Annotated in this window: 14 protein-coding genes; 7 read left to right on the top strand and 7 right to left on the bottom strand. The window is 58.4% G+C overall.

The features are described from left to right. The first annotated feature begins 63 nt into the window (after positions 1–63). Positions 64–1,920: a dihydroxy-acid dehydratase gene (ilvD, locus tag GbCGDNIH6_RS09645; protein ID WP_072563723.1), complete on the top strand. Its 1,857-nt coding sequence runs from the start codon at positions 64–66 to the stop codon at positions 1,918–1,920. An 88-nt stretch (positions 1,921–2,008) separates the two neighbouring features. On the opposite strand, the gene GbCGDNIH6_RS09640 is transcribed toward ilvD, so the two are convergent. The 6 genes from GbCGDNIH6_RS09640 to GbCGDNIH6_RS09615 are packed head-to-tail and all read right to left on the bottom strand — an operon-like array spanning position 2,009 to position 9,851. After that, a complete protein-coding gene (locus GbCGDNIH6_RS09640) occupies positions 2,009–3,661 on the bottom strand; it encodes an OFA family MFS transporter (RefSeq protein ID WP_072563722.1) in 1,653 nt (550 codons plus the stop codon). After that, positions 3,627–3,986: a formate dehydrogenase subunit delta gene (locus GbCGDNIH6_RS09635; RefSeq protein WP_072563721.1), complete on the bottom strand. Its 360-nt coding sequence runs from the start codon at positions 3,984–3,986 to the stop codon at positions 3,627–3,629. Before GbCGDNIH6_RS09635 ends, GbCGDNIH6_RS09640 begins: the two co-directional genes overlap by 35 nt. Positions 3,987–4,041: 55 nt before the next feature. After that, the gene (fdhD, locus tag GbCGDNIH6_RS09630; protein ID WP_072563720.1) at positions 4,042–4,911 is read right to left on the bottom strand and encodes a formate dehydrogenase accessory sulfurtransferase FdhD; all 870 of its coding nucleotides are present in this window, start codon (positions 4,909–4,911) and stop codon (positions 4,042–4,044) included. 57 nt (positions 4,912–4,968) lie between these two features. Then, positions 4,969–7,812, bottom strand: coding sequence for a formate dehydrogenase subunit alpha (fdhF, locus tag GbCGDNIH6_RS09625; protein ID WP_072563719.1), 2,844 nt, complete (start codon positions 7,810–7,812; stop codon positions 4,969–4,971). Between the two features lie 18 nt (positions 7,813–7,830). Then, on the bottom strand, positions 7,831–9,387 hold the full coding sequence (locus GbCGDNIH6_RS09620; protein WP_072563718.1) for a formate dehydrogenase beta subunit: 1,557 nt from the start codon (positions 9,385–9,387) through the stop codon (positions 7,831–7,833). Then, a complete protein-coding gene (locus GbCGDNIH6_RS09615; protein ID WP_072563717.1) occupies positions 9,384–9,851 on the bottom strand; it encodes a formate dehydrogenase subunit gamma in 468 nt (155 codons plus the stop codon). Before GbCGDNIH6_RS09615 ends, GbCGDNIH6_RS09620 begins: the two co-directional genes overlap by 4 nt. A 297-nt stretch (positions 9,852–10,148) precedes the next feature. Between GbCGDNIH6_RS09615 and GbCGDNIH6_RS09610 the strand changes: the two genes are divergently transcribed. Continuing rightward, the gene (locus GbCGDNIH6_RS09610; RefSeq protein WP_038515609.1) at positions 10,149–10,796 is read left to right on the top strand and encodes a methyltransferase; all 648 of its coding nucleotides are present in this window, start codon (positions 10,149–10,151) and stop codon (positions 10,794–10,796) included. Positions 10,797–10,859: 63 nt separating this feature from the next. Here the strand turns inward: GbCGDNIH6_RS09610 and GbCGDNIH6_RS09605 are convergent, their stop codons facing one another. Then, on the bottom strand, positions 10,860–11,777 hold the full coding sequence (locus tag GbCGDNIH6_RS09605) for a LysR family transcriptional regulator (RefSeq protein WP_025287262.1): 918 nt from the start codon (positions 11,775–11,777) through the stop codon (positions 10,860–10,862). Positions 11,778–11,827: 50 nt separating this feature from the next. Between GbCGDNIH6_RS09605 and pqqA the strand changes: the two genes are divergently transcribed. From pqqA to pqqE, 5 genes are all read left to right on the top strand, one after another. Continuing rightward, positions 11,828–12,013: a pyrroloquinoline quinone precursor peptide PqqA gene (gene pqqA / locus GbCGDNIH6_RS12605; protein ID WP_038515607.1), complete on the top strand. Its 186-nt coding sequence runs from the start codon at positions 11,828–11,830 to the stop codon at positions 12,011–12,013. A gap of 125 nt (positions 12,014–12,138) precedes the next feature. After that, positions 12,139–13,071 carry a pyrroloquinoline quinone biosynthesis protein PqqB gene (gene pqqB, locus GbCGDNIH6_RS09595; RefSeq protein ID WP_072563716.1) on the top strand — a complete coding sequence of 311 codons (933 nt, stop codon included), beginning with the start codon at positions 12,139–12,141 and terminating at the stop codon, positions 13,069–13,071. After that, complete coding sequence (pqqC, locus tag GbCGDNIH6_RS09590) at positions 13,068–13,835, top strand: pyrroloquinoline-quinone synthase PqqC (RefSeq protein WP_072563715.1); 768 nt, start codon at positions 13,068–13,070, stop codon at positions 13,833–13,835. The genes pqqB and pqqC overlap by 4 nt, the downstream gene beginning before the upstream one ends. Positions 13,836–13,840: 5 nt before the next feature. Next, positions 13,841–14,146: a pyrroloquinoline quinone biosynthesis peptide chaperone PqqD gene (gene pqqD, locus GbCGDNIH6_RS09585; RefSeq protein ID WP_072563714.1), complete on the top strand. Its 306-nt coding sequence runs from the start codon at positions 13,841–13,843 to the stop codon at positions 14,144–14,146. After that, entirely contained in the window at positions 14,143–15,267 is a 1,125-nt protein-coding gene (gene pqqE / locus GbCGDNIH6_RS09580) for a pyrroloquinoline quinone biosynthesis protein PqqE (protein WP_072563713.1), read from the top strand. Before pqqD ends, pqqE begins: the two co-directional genes overlap by 4 nt. Positions 15,268–15,309: the final 42 nt, after the last annotated feature.

Below are 15,309 nucleotides of genomic sequence, written 5' to 3'. Positions count from 1 at the left end.
AATAGATTTTTCCTACTCTGGAAAACGGCGTATGAGGGGCAGAACATTTCCAAGGTTCGAACCATGCCACAGTATCGATCCCGGACCACCACCCATGGCCGCAATATGGCGGGCGCACGCGGACTCTGGCGCGCGACCGGCATGAAGGATGGTGATTTCGGCAAGCCCATTATCGCGGTCGTCAACAGCTTCACCCAGTTCGTGCCTGGCCACGTGCATTTGAAGGATCTGGGCCAGCTGGTGGCGCGGGAAATCGAGGCTGCCGGCGGCGTCGCCAAGGAATTCAACACCATTGCGGTCGATGACGGGATCGCGATGGGGCATGACGGCATGCTCTACTCTCTCCCGAGCCGTGAGCTGATTGCCGACAGTGTCGAATATATGGTGAACGCCCATTGTGCCGATGCGATGGTGTGCATCTCCAACTGCGACAAGATCACGCCCGGCATGCTGATGGCCGCCATGCGGCTGAACATCCCGGCGGTGTTCGTCTCCGGTGGTCCGATGGAGGCCGGAAAGACCGTGGTGAAAGGGAAAACACGCGCGCTCGATCTGGTCGATGCCATGGTCGTGGCGGCGGATGAATCCTACACGGATGAAGAAGTTCAGGCCGTCGAGCGCTCGGCCTGCCCGACCTGCGGGTCATGCTCCGGTATGTTCACCGCCAATTCCATGAACTGCCTGACCGAGGCGCTCGGCCTGTCCCTGCCGGGCAACGGTTCCGTGCTCGCGACCCATGCCGACCGGGAAAAGCTGTTCCGGGAGGCCGGGCATCTGATCGTCGATCTCGCCCGGCGGTGGTACGAGCAGGATGATGTCTCTGCCACACCGCGCGGCATTGCCACCCATGCGGCCTTCGAGAATGCGATGAGCCTCGATATCGCCATGGGCGGCTCCACCAACACGGTGCTGCATCTGCTCGCGGCGGCTCAGGAAGCAGGCGTGGACTTCACCATGGCCGATATCGACCGTCTGTCGCGCCGGGTGCCCTGCCTGTGTAAGGTCGCGCCTGCCAAATCCGATGTGCATATGGAAGACGTGCATCGGGCCGGTGGCATTATGGCTATTCTGGGTGAGCTGGAGCGTGCCGGTCTGCTTGATGCCTCCCGCCCGACCGTGCATGCGCCGACGCTGAAAGATGCGTTGGAACGCTGGGATATCGGCCGTACCAGCAGCGACGAAGTCCGCACCTTCTTCCGCGCCGCACCGGGTGGCGTGCCGACACAGGTCGCGTTCAGCCAGTCTGCACGGTGGGACAGCGTGGATGAGGATCGCCAGAAGGGTGTGATCCGTTCCGCTGAGCATCCGTTCTCGCATGATGGTGGTCTGGCGGTGCTGTTCGGCAACCTCGCCCCAGAAGGCTGTATCGTCAAAACCGCCGGGGTGGATGAATCCATTCTGACATTCCGTGGCACGGCCCGGGTGTATGAAAGTCAGGATGCGGCGGTATCCGGCATTCTCGGCGGTCAGGTCGTAGCCGGTGATGTGGTGGTGATCCGCTACGAAGGCCCGAAAGGTGGTCCCGGTATGCAGGAGATGCTGTATCCGACCAGCTATCTGAAATCCAAAGGTCTGGGCAAGCTCTGCGCGCTGGTGACGGATGGCCGTTTTTCAGGCGGTACGTCCGGCCTGTCGATCGGGCATGTCTCGCCGGAAGCGGCGGAAGGGGGGCTGATCGCTTTGGTGGAAACCGGCGATCCGGTTCTGATCGATATTCCGAACCGCATTATCAGCATCGAATTGCCGTATGAGGTGCTGGCCGCACGTCACGCCGCGATGGAAGCAAAGGGAGAGGCGGCATGGAAGCCCGCCGAACGCCAGCGCAAGGTCTCGCCTGCCCTGCGGGCCTATGCGGCCATGACCACCAATGCGGCCCGTGGCGCAGTGCGTGACGTGTCGCAAGTTGAACGTAAACGCTGATCTGAAACGCGGTCTCCTCCCTTTTCCATCTCACTGCGGAAAGGGGAGGAGCGCTTTATCGGGATATCCTGTTCAGTTGATCCGATGGTCAATTGAACAAAGGCGCTGCCTTGATAATGGTCTTCCAGATACCCCAGGCAATCGGCAGACCAACAATCAGCCATGGCAGGATCAACGCGGCAGAAAATCCACCGCCACCGATCCCGAAGGAACCGGTGGCGTAATGTCCTGCGGTGCCGTCAGCCTGAAGGCTGACCAATTCTGCCTCTGACATGAATGCGTAGGCCGGAAGAGGACGCACCAGCCAGTTTGCAATCAGGCCGAGGATCAGCAACCCGGCAAGAATGTGAAAAGTGGTGTCATACAGATGCACCGGATCGGATGACCCGAACATGGCGGGTAGCACCGTCACCAGAGTAGGCCCGACGACGCCTGCTGTTGACCATGCTGTCAGCAAGCGACCATGGATGGCACCTACGAATCGCGTTCCGAAAATATCAGCCAGGTAAGCAGGGATCGTCGAGAAACCACCACCATACATGGACAGGATGAGGCAGAACGCCAGCACGAACAGCGCCTTGTGTCCGGCATGGGCGGCGACGGGGGTCAGCGTGTAGAGCACTGCACCGAGGATGAAGAAAATCGTATAGGTCAGCTTGCGCCCGATCTTGTCGGAAATGGTTGCCCAGAAAAAACGGCCCCCGATATTGAACAGGGACAGCAGGCTGACGAAACCACCGGCTACCCCTGCAACCGCCGTTTTCTGAGCAAGCGACAGGTTGGCGAGCGTCACACCCGGCTGATCGATCAAGGCGCCCCCGAAAATACGCTGCAACATGGGGGAGGCGATGGACAGCACCGCGATCCCGGCACTCACATTAAGCATCAGCACTGCCCAGAGCAGCCAGAATTGCGGTGTTTTCCAGGCACGGCCAAGATGCACGTGACCCTGTGCGATCATCCGTTTAGTGGCTGTGGCGCCGTTAAATCCATCCGGCCTCCATCCATCCGGCGGAATGCGATAGGCGAAGGCACCCCCCAGCATGAACACCAGATAAATCAGCCCCATAACGGTGAAGGTCTGCCACAGGCCATGTTGTATGATGACATGGGTGGCCGGATCGACCACGCGGAAATGCTGTAGCAGCATCAATGCCAGCGGACTGCCGACGACGGCTCCTCCGCCAAATCCCATGATGGCCATGCCGGTCGCCATGCCGCGGCGGTCGGGGAACCATTTGATCAAGGTCGAAACCGGAGAGATATAACCAATTCCCAGCCCGATCCCGCCGATGACGCCGAGGCCCAGCCAGATCAGCCAGAGTTGGTGCTGATAAATCCCCAATGCGGAGATCAGCCAGCCTCCTGACCAGCACAAGGCGGCCACGACGCCTGCACGGCGCGGGCCGACCCGTTCAAGCCAGCCGCCCCAGATGGCGGCGGAAATACCGAGAAAAACAATGCCGAGCTTGAAGGCGGTGACCAGCGAGCCTTCAGACCAGTCACAGTCTGTCGTAGTCAACTGAGCCAGTTCGCCCATGGAAGCGGGGCAGGCCGTGCCGATGATTTTCTGCATCGGCAGCCAGAACACCGACAGGCCGTAGGCCATGCCGATGCAAAGGTGAATGGCCAGCGCCGCGGGTGGCACCAGCCAGCGATTGAAACCAGGCTGAGCGATGATGCGCGCCCGGTCCAGAATACCTGGATCAGCTTGAGGCGCGGCTATCTCCGTGCTGCTCATCTGTATCGAATCCCCCCGGAGGTGTGTTTGGATCTTCTTTTGGATCGGATCCCGTCACCGCACGTGGCTGCATTCCCGCGAGAGGATCGTGGTCGGACGGTTTCACATCATGGGACATTAAATACTCTCCAGCTTTTTGCGCCAGAGGGCTTAGGGCCGGGTTGTGTGATTCTATAATGGCGTCGAAGGCGCGCCGCATACGCGGTTCCCAGTACAGCACAATGTGCTCGGCAATGCCGGAGACGGCTGTTTGTTCCGGCCGGTGGGAGAAAAACCCGGCAATCTGATTGGCCATTGTCACGAGGCGGTCATTGGTTGCGGTCACGGGACAATTTCCCTTGTGATGGTTGGGTCGATCAGGCAGAGGTCAGGCACACCGTTTACGGGGGTGTTGATCCCGGATGCAGCCAGGTGACGTTGCTGGCCACGTCGCTGTTTGTATCCGCATCATGGCAGGGGATACGCCATGGATGGGTGAACAGCTCGAATCCGTCGCGCCGCGCGACGGCTGCAAGCGTGATATTGGCGGCTTCCGCAGTACGGATGGCCAGAGTGGTGGGAGCAGAGACAGCGACGATGATGCCAGCCCCCATATGGGCCGCTTTCTGCACCATCTCTACAGAAACGCGACTGGTCAGCAGCACAAGCCCGGAGGAGGCAGGGATACCGCTGCGGGCCAGAAAGCCGGCCAGCTTATCAAGCGCGTTATGCCGACCGACATCTTCCCGGATGGCCAGCAAACCCTGTCCGGGTTGCCAGAAAGCCGCTGCATGAACCGCATGGGTACGCAGATTCAGCGTCTGCACGGGGGAGAGGGCCTCCATTGCCGTGCCGATGGTTTCAGCATCAATGACCAGATTGGCAGAGACGCGCGGTGGAGATTTCGCGGCCTCGTCAAGACTTTCCATGCCACATAGGCCGCAACCGGTGGCGCCGGTTACGTGTCGTCGGCGGGCAATGAAGGCTGCATCACGGGTCTGCGTCAGATCCATGCGGAGTTCGACGCCATGCGTCACCTCCACAATTTCCAGACTTTCAATGTCGTGGACACTGTCGATCAGTCCTTCCGCCAGACTGAAACCAACCGCAAAATCTTCCAGATCGGCGGGCGTCGCCATCATCACCGCATGCGTGGCGCGACCATAGGTGAGCGCGACGGGTGTTTCCTCAGGGATAAACCGTTCGTGAGGCTGATAGGCGGATGCGCCGGTCGTGTAGCGGTCAGGGCGGACTTTATGGCTGGTGCGCATAAGGAAAACAGGATCAATCCCGCGCCTCGTGAAACAGAGGCGCGGGATTGAACATCCTTATTCCGCAGCCGCCGGGAGTATCCGGCGGGCCTGCGTGGAGTGATCGCCGTATTCACGCTGCCACTCGGTGGGGCCGTTGCTGCGCTGTACCTGCACGGCCGTAACCTTGTATTCCGGGCAGTTGGTAGCCCAGTCGGAGTTATCGGTGGTTACAACATTGGCCTGGCTCGCCGGGTGATGGAACGTGGTGTAGACCACGCCCGGCGGTACCTTTTCGGTGATGCGTGCCCGCAGCGATGTTGCGCCGGAGCGGCTTTCCAGTTTCACCCAGTCCCCGTCACGAACGCCGCGATCCTCGGCATCTTTCGGATGGATATCCAGCCGGTCTTCCTCATGCCACATGGAGTTGTGAGTGCGGCGTGTCTGCGCACCCACGTTATACTGGCTGAGAATACGACCGGTGGTGAGCAGAAGCGGAAAGAGCGGGCCGGTCTTTTCGTCGGTCGCGATATATTCCGTGACGACGAAATAACCCTTGCCGCGGCTGAACTGGCCGATATGCATGATCGGCATGCCATCCGGATGTTCGTCATTGCACGGCCACTGCACAGAGCCGACCTCATCGAGTTTCGCGTAAGAAACAAGGGCAAAGTTCGGGGTGGTAGCGGCAATCTCGTCCATGATCTCGGACGGGTGGTTGTAGTGCATGGGATAACCCATGGCCTTGGCCAGCATCTGGGTTACTTCCCAGTCACCATAACCATTTTTCGGCGACATCACCTTGCGCACGCGATTGATGCGGCGCTCTGCATTGGTGAAGGTTCCGTCCTTCTCAAGGAAGGAGCAGCCCGGCAGAAACACATGAGCATAGTCGGCGGTTTCATTCAGGAACAGGTCCTGAACGACGACGCATTCCATGTTCTTCAGACCGGCAATCATATGGGTGGTATCGGGATCGGACTGAACAATGTCCTCACCCTGAATGTAGATGCCTTTGTAGGTGCCATCGACGGCGGCATCGATCATGTTCGGAATGCGTAAACCCGGCTCGGCATCCAGCGACACACCCCACAGCGCTTCGAACTGGGCGCGGGCGGCATCGTTGGAAACGTGACGATAATCGGTGAATTCATGGGGAAAAGACCCCATGTCGCACGAACCCTGAACATTGTTCTGCCCACGCAGCGGGTTCACACCCACACCACGACGCCCCAGATTGCCGGTCGCCATGGCGAGGTTGGCAATGGCCATCACTGTCGTCGTGCCCTGGCTGTGCTCGGTCACACCCAGACCGTAATAGATCGCGGCATTCCCGCCGGTTGCATAGAGACGGGCAGCGCCACGGATATCCTCGGCGCTGACACCACAGATTGCGGCGACCGCTTCCGGGCTGTTTTCCGGGCGGGTCACGAACTGCACCCAATCCTGAAAGGAGTCCCAATCCGTGCGTTCACGTACGAAAGCTTCGTCCAGCAGCCCTTCTGTCACAACAACATGGGCCAGTGCGGAAACGATGGCGACATTGGTGCCGGGTCGCAGGGGCAGATGGAAATCGGCCTTGATATGCGGGGATTTCACCAGATCGGTCTTGCGCGGATCGATCACGATCAGCTTTGCGCCATCACGCAGACGACGCTTCATCTGGCTGCCGAACACGGGATGGGCATCGACCGGATTGGCACCGATCACCACAATGACATCGCTTTCCTCGACGCTGTCGAAATCCTGCGTGCCTGCGGAGGTGCCGTAGGTCGTCTTCAACCCATAGCCGGTAGGAGAGTGGCAGACGCGGGCGCAGGTATCGACATTGTTATTGCCGAACACGGCACGCACCAGCTTCTGCACCAGATAGGTTTCTTCATTGGTGCAGCGGGAGGAGGTAATACCGCCGATAGAGGAGCGGCCGTATTTGTCCTGAATCCGGCGGAATTCTTTCGCGGTGTACTGGATGGCTTCATCCCAGCTTACCACACGCCACGGATCGGTGATTTTTTCACGGATCATCGGCTCAAGCTGACGATCCTTGTGCAATGCATAACCGTAGGCGAAGCGGCCCTTGACGCAGCTATGGCCATGATTGGCCTTGCCGTCCTTATAGGGAACCATGCGCACGATCTGTTCGCCGCGCATTTCGGCCTTGAAGCTGCACCCGACACCGCAATAGGCGCAGGTGGTGACTTCGGAATGTTCCGGCTGGCCGATTTCGATGACGGATTTTTCCATCAGGGTTGCGGTTGGGCAGGCCTGCACACAGGCGCCGCAGGAAACGCATTCCGAGGAAAAGAAATTATCATGCGCGGCACCGGGGGAGACGCGGCTTTCGAAGCCACGGCCCTCAATGGTCAGGGCGAAGGTGCCCTGCACTTCCTCACAGGCACGGACGCAGCGATTACAGACGATGCACTTGGACGGATCGTACTGGAAATACGGGTTGCTGACATCTTTGCTGTCATGCAGGTGGTTTTCACCCTCATAGCCATAGCGGACTTCCCGCAAGCCGACGGCACCGGCCATATCCTGAAGCTCGCAATCGCCATTGGCGGAGCAGGTGAGGCAGTCCAGCGGATGGTCGGAGATATACAGCTCCATCACGCCCTTGCGCAGGCGCGCCAGACGGTCGGTCTGGGTATGCACCACCATGCCTTCCATGGCCGGTGTGGTGCAGGAAGCCGGGGTGCCCGGACGGCCCTCGATTTCCACCAGACAGAGGCGGCAGGAACCGAACGCCTTCAGATTGTCGGAGGCGCAGAGCTTGGGCACCGTAATGCCGGTATCCATGGCGGCGCGCATCAGGGAGGTGCCTTCCGGCACCGTCACCTGGCGGCCGTCAATGGTCAGGGTGACGGCTTTCTCACTGACAACTTTTGGCGTGCCATAGTCGATTTCTTCCACGAGCGACATGGGAGGTCTCCTTCTCGCTTATTCCGCTGCCACCGGGACGGTGCGGGGAGCGAAATCCTCGGGGAAATGGGTCATCGCGCTGACCACCGGATAGGGGGTGAAGCCGCCCAGCGCGCACAGGGAGCCAAACTTCATCGTGTTGCAGAGATCTTCCAGCACGGCATAGTTTTTTTCGTGCTGTTCACCGCGCAGCAGCTTGTCCAGCGTTTCAACGCCGCGCGTGGAGCCGATACGACAGGGCGTGCATTTGCCGCAGCTTTCTTCGGCGCAGAACTCCATGGCGAAGCGAGCCATGTGAGCCATATCGACAGTATCGTCGAAAATGACAATGCCGCCATGGCCGATCAGCCCGTCCTTCGCCGCGAAGGCTTCATAGTCGAACGGGGTATCGAACAGGGCGCGTGGGAAATAGGCTCCCAACGGACCGCCGATCTGAACCGCGCGCACCGGACGCCCCGTCAGTGTGCCACCCCCGATCTCATCGACCAGCTCACCCAGCGTGATACCGAAGGCGATCTCGAACAGGCCGCCCTGTTTTACGTTGCCGGCGATCTGGATCGGCATGGTCCCGCGGGAACGACCAAGACCAAACGCGGCATAAGCCTCGCCGCCATGGGTCATGATCCACGGGACGGAGGTCAGGGAGATCACGTTGTTGATGACGGTCGGCTGCCCGAACAGACCGGACAGAGCGGGCAGAGGTGGCTTGGCGCGCACCACGCCGCGCTTGCCTTCCAGACTGTCCAGCAGTGCAGTTTCCTCACCACAGACATAGGCCCCGGCTCCCTGACGCACTTCCATGTCGAAGGAGATGCCGGAACCGAGAATATTATCGCCCAGCATGCCCGCTTCGCGTGCGGCAACAATGGCGCGGTTCATCGCGTCAATGGCATGCGGATATTCGGAGCGGGTGTAGACATAGCCCTTTGTCGCGCCCACGGCATAACCGGCGATGGTCATGCCTTCAATCAGCACGAAGGGATCGCCTTCCATGATCATGCGGTCGGCAAAAGTGCCGCTATCGCCTTCATCGGCATTGCAGACGATGTATTTCTGAGCGGCTTTCGCCCCCAGAACCGTTTTCCACTTGATACCGGTGGGGAAGCCTGCGCCACCACGACCGCGCAGGCCGGATTTGGTCACGTCCTCGACCACCGCTTCCGGCGTCATGGTCAGCGCGCGCGCCAGACCCTTGTAGCCGCCATGCGCCTGATAATCGCTCAGCGAGCGGGGATCGACGATGCCGCAGCGTTCGAAAGTCAGACGGGTCTGCTTCTTGAACCATGGCATTTCCTCGGTCAGGCCATGATGCAGTGCGTGCGGCTTGCCTTCCAGCATGCCGGCATCCAGTAGACCGGGCAGATCACGTGCGGTCACGGGACCGTAGGCGACGCGACCTTGTGGTGTTTCCACCTCGACCAGCGTTTCCAGCCACAGCATCCCGCGGGAGCCGTTGCGTATGATGGCGATGTCCAGCGACCGTTCCTGCGCCAGCTGCTCCAGCTTGCGGGCAACCCCATCAGCGCCGACCGCAAGGGCGGCTGCGTCACGGGAAACATATACCTTGATGGTCATGCCACGCTCTCCAGCAGCGTATCGACATGGTCCTGATCGAGACGGCCATGCAGCTCGTTATCCAGCATTGCCGCGGGTGCGCAGGCGCACAGGCCGAGGCAGAACACCGGTTCGAGTGTGAGGGCGCCATTGACCGTAGTCTCATGCCAGTCCACGCGGAGCCTTTCGCGCACATGATCAGCCAGGGCGTTGGCGCCCATTGCCTGACATGCTTCTGCACGGCACAGTTTCAGGACGTGCCGACCGGGGGGATGATTCTTGAAATCGTGATAAAAGCTGATGACACCATGCACTTCGGCCCGGGACACATTCAGCGCATCCGCAAGCAGGGGCACGACTTCTTCCGGCACATAGCCGAATTCAGCCTGTAGATCATGAAGGATAGGCAGCATGGCGCCTTCCTGCTCACGATGGGTAGCGATAATTCTTGCAGCGCGTTCCGCGCTGAAAGCGTCCTTGGCCATGATTTGGCTCACCGCGCTTGATTCAGTTTCCTCTGGAACCTGTTATCTGCGCCCTTCATCTTCTTCCATCAAGGTGCGAGTCGTTATGCTGCGATAGAACAATTCTATCGGCCAAGCGGTAAAACAATTCAAATGAGAATAGTTCGCATTTATTGAGCTGTTCAAAATTTAGTTTTTTGTTAATTCATAAAACGGGTTATTTTTTAAATTAAAAACAATAACATTGAATGAATAAAAAATATATGCTCTAAAATAGAGAAAGTTCTTTCTTGCAAAATAAAATTTTGGATTTTTGAAATGCTCGATGCAATTGGCTTTAGGCATGGTACTGATAAATCTTCAAGGAATCATGATTTTTTGAATTTTTATGACCGAAGATTCAATCATCTAAGAAAAGAGAAATTTTTATTCCTTGAAATTGGTGTCTATGAAGGTCAATCCCTGTCAATGTGGAGGGAATACTTTGAAAATGCAACAATTTTAGGAATTGATATCAATCAAGATTGTATGCGGTTTAATGATAATGGCATTTCGGTTCGAATTGGAGACTCCAGTAATGTGGATTTCCTGTTTGATATTATCAATGAATTTGGCAAACCGCTTCTTGTTCTGGATGATGGCTCTCACCGTTGGGATCATCAGATATCTGCGTTTCAGATTTTGTTCCCGATTTTGCTGAAAGGCGGTTATTATGTTGTCGAGGATCTAGATACGAGCTTCCGGGTGCATTTGAAAGGCGGCCGTCTGGAGGGCTATTCCCGGATCAGCGCGTTTGATTATCTTTCTTTGCTTGCCCGCCGCACGGTAGCAGACTTTGCGTTTGATGATGAGCCGGAACACGATCTTTTTATTCACGAGAACTACAGGTCGGTCAGTACGGTAGAATTTGCCCGCCGTACCTGCGTTATATCGAAAAAAACCAATTCCGATCGTGGTCCGGTCTGAATAAATCGTGGTCCGGTCTGAATAATAAGGTAGCCCTGCCTCCGCTTGAGGCAGGGCTTTATTTTATTGGCCAGCCTGATTGATGGTTACTTGTTCAAGATGGGCTGCAATGGCTTCCGCTTCCTTGAAAAGCGCGGCGATCAGGGGGGTCAGCGGATCACGGTGAGGAATGACCAGTCCCACGGTGGGAGAAGGGGGGCCGCCGACAATCGGAATGGCCCGCAATTCGGGGTTCAGGCCTAGAATATCGACCAGCCGGGCCGGCATGATACTGGCCCATGCCCCGGTGCGGACATGAGACCACAGACCGATCATGGAATTGGATTCCAGACTGACTTTCGGTTCGACCCCGGTCGAGGATAACATTCGGTCAAGAATGCGGCGATTTTGCATATCGGGTGTCAGCAGACAGAGCGGCAGGCCGGACAGGTCCTGCCATGCCACTTCCTCCCGGTCGCCCAGCGGTGCGTGAGGGGCCGTCACCAAACAGTAATGTTCCCGATAGAGCGGAATCGCACGAACCCGGCCCAATGGCTCGTTGTCCAGATAAGAAATACCGGCATCCGCCTCGAAATTCTCGATCAGCGACAGGGTCGCAATGGATGATTTCGAAACAATGGTAAAGGTGACATCCGGATGTCTGTTTCGGAATGGTGTTGTCAGGGTTGAGACAATCGGCATCGCGGTCGGGATGACGGCCAGCCGGAGATTGCCATTCAGCCCATATTTCAGAGCCTGGATCTCCTGACGCATGGCCTTGGTATCGGTCGTGATGCGTCGTGCCCAGTCAAGCGCCCGTTCACCTTCCGGCGTGAAGCCGATAAACCGTGCGCCACGCTGTACCAGCAAAGCACCAAGCTGCTCCTCAAGTTGTTTGAGGCCAGCTGACAGGGTGGGTTGTGTGACGCCGCAGGTTTCAGCGGCACGCCCAAAATGATGCTCCCGCGACAGGGCCAGGAGATACTCCAGCTTATCAATCACGAACTCTGTTCCAACTCTCTATCCGGCACGAATCTGCCCGCAGGGCCATCATGAAGGTAAAACTTTCCATTGGCCAATTGATCCAGACGATTGACGGGCCGGGCAACGCGCTTATATCGTTGGAATTGTCCAAAAACCAAAATACTGGAGGAATTTTAAAAATGGCTTGGAACACACCGTCTGTGACCGAAATCGCCCTGGGCGCCGAGATTAACGCTTACGCCTGCGCCGAGTAATCGTGCCCGACCATCCGGGATGACGCTTCTCAGCGTGGCCGGATGGTCCTGATACAGTGCTGCGTCGGCCTCATCAGGTCGCCGCAGCACTGTTGTTTCCATTTTAACCATGGTCGGACCGTGCGATGAAAATCGTCGTTCTCGGGTCGGCTGCAGGTGGCGGCTTCCCTCAGTGGAACTCCAACGCTGCCGGATGTCGTCGCGCCAGGGCGGGCGATCCCAAGGCGGCACCGCGCACGCAGGCGTCCATTGCCGTCAGTCAGGACGGCGTTTTCTGGTTTTTGTTTAATGCTTCGCCCGATATCCGCCAGCAGATCGAGGCGAATACGGTGCTGCATCCGAGCGGTGCTATCCGTTCGACCCCGATCGCAGGTGTTGTGCTCACCAATGGCGATGTCGATGCCCTTGCGGGGTTGCTGACCCTGCGCGAGAGGCAGGCTTTTACTGTGTATGCCACCAGTCGGGTGCATGGTATTCTCAATGACAATCCTATTTTCGAGGTTCTGGCGCGGGATGTGGTGGAGCGCCGGACCATTCCGGCCAGCGGGCCGTTTGCCTTGACCCTGCCGGGCGGCGAGCCATCCGGCTTGACTGTCGAGTTTTTCCCGGTTCCCGGCAAAGTCCCCCTCTATCTGGAGCAGGAAGGGCTGCTGATGAATGCCCCAGCGCCGGTTGAGGAAGGGGAGCAGACAGTGGGGGCGGCTATTTCCGACGGGCGACGTACTGCCTGTTTTATTCCCGCCTGCGCGATGATGACCGATTCTCTGAGGCAGCGTCTGGCCAATGCCGACACGGTGTTTTTCGACGGCACGTTATGGTCTGATGATGAGATGATCCGTGCCGGACTGGTTCCCAAAACCGGTCGCCGCATGGGGCATATGAGCGTCAGCGGAGAAGATGGCACCATCGCTGCGTTCCGTGATCTGGGTGTACGACAGAAAATTCTGATTCATATCAACAACTCCAATCCCGTCTTGCTGGAAGACAGCGCGGAGCGCGCAGAAGCGCTCGCGGCGGGATGGACCGTCGCCCATGATGGGATGCAGATAGAATTATGACACAGCTTCATAACCGTACAGCCGGGCAGGAAACGAACAGGGTCATGACGCCGGACGAACTGGAAGCCACGCTTCGGGCTGTCGGCGCCGAGCGTTATCATAATCTCCACCCGTTTCACCGCTTGTTGCATGACGGTGCGCTGACGCGTGGGCAGGTGCAGGCCTGGGCGCTTAACCGGTACCATTATCAGGCCAGTATCCCGGCCAAGGATGCGGCTCTGTTGTCGCGTCTGCCGACGGCCGAGTTACGGCGCGAGTGGCGGCGGCGTCTGGTGGATCATGACGGTACCGAACCCGGCACTGGCGGGATCGCCCGCTGGCTGAAACTGGCCGAGGGAGTCGGACTGGATGCTGCCTATGTCGAGAGCAGGGAGGGCTTGCTACCCACGACCCGCTTCGCCGTGGATGCCTATGTGACATTCTGCCGTGAGAAGCCGATTCTCGAGGCGATTGCGTCTTCTCTGACAGAGATGTTCTCGCCGACCATTATCCGGGAACGGGTGTCCGGCATGCTGGCAAATTATGACTGGGTGTCGGAGGAAACGCTGGCCTATTTCAAGCCGCGCCTGACCCAGGCCCCACGCGATGTGGATTTTGCGCTGGCTTATGTGAAGGAGCATGCCCGGACAGCAGAACAGCAGCAGGCCGTGATTGCAGCCCTGCGGTTCAAGTGTGATGTGCTCTGGTCGCAGCTGGATGCGCTGTATTATTCCTATGTGGCCCCCGGCAATATCCCGCCCGGCGCCTTCGTGCCAGAGGTCTAGAGACCATGGCCGCCCCTCAGGATCAGGCTCTGCCCCAGGTTTTGAACGAAGATGCGGTCCCGCGTTTCGGTCAGGGGATGAAGTTCCGGCATGACAAAGTGCGTGATGCATGGGTCATCCTCGGCCCGGAGCGGTTGTTTCAGCCCGACCCTGTGGCGGCTGAAATTCTCAAGCTCGTCGATGGTCAGAAAACGATCGGCGCAATCATCGATGAGCTGGTATCCCGTTTTGCGGCACCCAGGGAGGTGATCGCTGCCGATGTCGTCACCATGTTTGCAGATATGTCGGCGAAGGGAGCCATCCGATTATGAGCACCATCGAACCTCCTATGGGGCTTCTTGCGGAGCTGACGCATCGCTGCCCCCTGCAATGCCCATATTGCTCCAACCCGCTGGAACTGGAACGTGCCGGAATCGAGTTGAAAACCGAGGAGTGGCTGCGCCTCATGGATGAGGCCGCCGAACTGGGCGTGCTGCAGATGCACTTCTCCGGTGGCGAGCCGATGGTGCGGAAGGATCTGCCAGAGTTGATCGCCAGAGCGGTCGAGCGGCAGATGTATACGAATATCATCACTTCCGGCGTGCTGCTGGATGAGGCGATGATGGAGCGGCTGATGAAGGCCGGTATCGATCATATCCAGCTTAGTTTTCAGGATGTGGATGTCGAGAATGCCGAGCGTATCGGCGGTCTGGCCGGTGCACAGTCGAAAAAGCTGAAAGCAGCCCGGCTGATCAAGGAAGCAGGCCTCCCGCTGACCCTGAATTACGTGATTCATCGGCAGAACATGGAAAATCTGCCGCGTATGCTGGAAGCCGCGCAGGCAATGGGCGCGACTCGCACAGAGATCGCGAATGTCCAGTATTATGGCTGGGGTCTGGTCAACCGTGATGCACTCCTGCCGAGTCGGGAGCAACTGGAAATCGCCACCGCGACCGTGGAGGAAGCGCGGGAGCGGCTGAAAGGCGTCATGGTCATTGATTATGTGACGCCAGATTATTATGCGAAACGCCCGAAAGCCTGCATGGGCGGTTGGGCGCGGCGCTTCATCAATATTTCCCCCTCCGGCAAGGCTCTGCCCTGTCATGCGGCAGAGACTCTGACCGGGCTGGAATTTCCGTCCGTGCGCGAATGGTCGCTGGCGGATATCTGGAGCGGCGCACCGGCCTTCCAGAAATATCGTGGCACGGACTGGATGCCGGAACCGTGTCGTTCCTGTGACCGGCGGGAGATCGACTGGGGCGGTTGTCGCTGTCAGGCTTTTGCACTGACGGGTGATATGGATATCACCGATCCGGCCTGCGCTCTGTCACCTGCGCATCATGTGATGGAAGAAGCCGTTGCGGCCCGTGGTGATGTGGCGCCGGATTACGTGTATCGCCGGATCGGCAATGCACCAGTTCCGAACGAGGTTCTGTCCCCCGTTGCGGAATAGCGGGGTGCTGATGATCCGCCGGCCACAGAGGCATGTTTCCTC

The sequence above is a fragment of the Granulibacter bethesdensis genome (assembly GCF_001889525.1).
Classification (GTDB): domain Bacteria; phylum Pseudomonadota; class Alphaproteobacteria; order Acetobacterales; family Acetobacteraceae; genus Granulibacter; species Granulibacter bethesdensis_C.
The sequence above is the reverse complement of the archived record's forward strand: the minus strand, read 5'-3'. Positions and strand labels throughout refer to the sequence as shown.

What these genes read in the sequence shown, in the direction of transcription:
- pqqE (WP_072563713.1), top strand. Translation starts at nt 14,143, where the DNA reads ATGAGCACCATCGAACCTCCTATGGGGCTTCTTGCGGAGCTGACGCAT.
- ilvD (WP_072563723.1), top strand. Translation starts at nt 64, where the DNA reads ATGCCACAGTATCGATCCCGGACCACCACCCATGGCCGCAATATGGCG.
- fdhF (WP_072563719.1), bottom strand. Translation starts at nt 7,812, where the DNA reads ATGTCGCTCGTGGAAGAAATCGACTATGGCACGCCAAAAGTTGTCAGT.
- GbCGDNIH6_RS09615 (WP_072563717.1), bottom strand. Translation starts at nt 9,851, where the DNA reads ATGGCCAAGGACGCTTTCAGCGCGGAACGCGCTGCAAGAATTATCGCT.
- fdhD (WP_072563720.1), bottom strand. Translation starts at nt 4,911, where the DNA reads ATGCGCACCAGCCATAAAGTCCGCCCTGACCGCTACACGACCGGCGCA.
- GbCGDNIH6_RS09610 (WP_038515609.1), top strand. Translation starts at nt 10,149, where the DNA reads ATGCTCGATGCAATTGGCTTTAGGCATGGTACTGATAAATCTTCAAGG.
- pqqD (WP_072563714.1), top strand. Translation starts at nt 13,841, where the DNA reads ATGGCCGCCCCTCAGGATCAGGCTCTGCCCCAGGTTTTGAACGAAGAT.
- pqqA (WP_038515607.1), top strand. Translation starts at nt 11,828, where the DNA reads ATGAAGGTAAAACTTTCCATTGGCCAATTGATCCAGACGATTGACGGG.
- GbCGDNIH6_RS09640 (WP_072563722.1), bottom strand. Translation starts at nt 3,661, where the DNA reads ATGAGCAGCACGGAGATAGCCGCGCCTCAAGCTGATCCAGGTATTCTG.
- pqqB (WP_072563716.1), top strand. Translation starts at nt 12,139, where the DNA reads ATGAAAATCGTCGTTCTCGGGTCGGCTGCAGGTGGCGGCTTCCCTCAG.
- GbCGDNIH6_RS09620 (WP_072563718.1), bottom strand. Translation starts at nt 9,387, where the DNA reads ATGACCATCAAGGTATATGTTTCCCGTGACGCAGCCGCCCTTGCGGTC.
- pqqC (WP_072563715.1), top strand. Translation starts at nt 13,068, where the DNA reads ATGACACAGCTTCATAACCGTACAGCCGGGCAGGAAACGAACAGGGTC.